1 protein-coding gene is annotated in these 1,613 nt (G+C 58.8%); it reads right to left on the bottom strand.

Annotation, left to right across the window (positions count from 1 at the left end):
- Positions 1-27: 27 nt before the first annotated feature.
- Positions 28-1,572 carry an IS3 family transposase gene (locus tag OOZ48_RS18380; RefSeq protein ID WP_269500266.1) on the bottom strand — a complete coding sequence of 515 codons (1,545 nt, stop codon included), beginning with the start codon at positions 1,570-1,572 and terminating at the stop codon, positions 28-30.
- Between the last annotated feature and the right edge of the window lie 41 nt (positions 1,573-1,613).

The following is a 1,613-nucleotide window of genomic DNA, read 5'->3' on the forward strand; positions in this document are numbered from 1 at the left end:
GGGGGTGCGGACGTTTTCTTGGACGGTTTAAACGGAGATCAACCCCAGCGCCTGACGATACTCCACGGGGCTACGTCCGCCAAGTGAGACCTTGATGCGACGTTCGTTGTACCAGCGGATGTAGGCGTCAACCTTAAGCATAAAGTCTTCCAGCCCCACGTTTTGCCAATTCCTTGGGTAGATCAGTTCGGTCTTCAGGCGTCCGAAGAAGCCCTCGCATGCCGCATTGTCCGGCGAGCAGCCCTTCCTAGACATTGATCGGGTCAGTTTGGCATTTTCAGTCCGACGGATCCACGCAGGCCAGCGGTAATGCGAGCCCCTGTCCGAGTGGATAACCGGATGTTCGCCCGGTTGCAGTGTCCGAACCGCGTGATCCAGCATGGTGTTGACCAGATTCGCATCCGGGCTGGTGCCGATGTTCCAAGCTACCACCAGCCCATCGAAGCAGTCGACAATCGGCGAGACATAAACTTTGCCAGCCGGGATGTGAATCTCCGTCAGATCGGTCAGCCATTTCGTATTCGGTGCGCGGGCACGAAAGTCGCGCTGCAGAAGGTTCGGCACCGCAGGTGTGGGGTCGCCCGCGTACGCGGAGAAACGCCGGCGGCGTGGCGTTTTCACGATCAGGCGTTCTTCCGCCATCAGGCGGCGCACGACCTTCTCGGACAGATGCATACCATCACGGCGCAAGGCGCTATCAATGCGCCGATAGCCATAGCAGCGGTAGCTGTCATCGAAGATAGTTCGGATGGCCCCGCGCACCTGCGCGTACTTGTCCGGCAGCGTCTGGCGCAGGCGTTGGTAGAAGTATGTGCTGCGCGCCAGTTTCAGGCTGCCCAACAGATCGGCCAACGAAAACGTGCTTCTGAGGGCATCAACCACCTTCGTCTTTTCCCGGCTTGTCAGTCCGAGAGGGTTGATGCCCACGTCTTTTTTTATCAGTTCACTCGCCTTCTCAAGAATCTCATTCTCCATGCGAAGCCGCCGGTTCCAAGCCTCCAGTTCGGCCTGCTCCTTGAGCAGCGCCTCGCGCCGCTGCTCGAGCGGGGCATCGTCTTTCTTCTTTGTCATGGGCCTCGGAGGAACGTGGTCAAGTAATCGATGATGCCAGTTATACAACGTCGGGCGCGACACACCGACAGCGGCGGCCACAACCTTTGCCGAACCCGCACGCATGTTCAGCGCAATGACGGCTTGCCGTCTCTCGCTGTTGGAGCGGGTGACAACGGAAGAACGGCTGCCGGCGATCATCGTGCCAAACTCGGGGCGCAACTCCCGGATCCAGGCACGCAACGACTCGCGACTCGGGTAGCCCAGGCACCGGATCGTGTGAATCAGGCAGTGGCCCTGCTCAATGTAGTGATCCACTGCGCAGCGCTTCTGTTCATCGGTGTACTGCCGCTTTATCCGTCGATAGCCTGGGAGAAGGTCCTGATCCCGTTCAAACTGGGCACACCAGGCCTTCAACGAGTTCTTGGTGGGATATCCCAGTTGACGGATTGTGGCTTTGACCCGACGGCCAAGCTTCAGGTACAGCCTCACGGCGCGCAATCGGTCTTCGTACGAATACATGAACCACTCCTAGAGTAGTCCAAGATTTTGTCCGCACCCCC

The sequence above is a fragment of the Castellaniella sp. S9 genome, from assembly GCF_027257175.1.
Classification (GTDB): domain Bacteria; phylum Pseudomonadota; class Gammaproteobacteria; order Burkholderiales; family Burkholderiaceae_B; genus Castellaniella.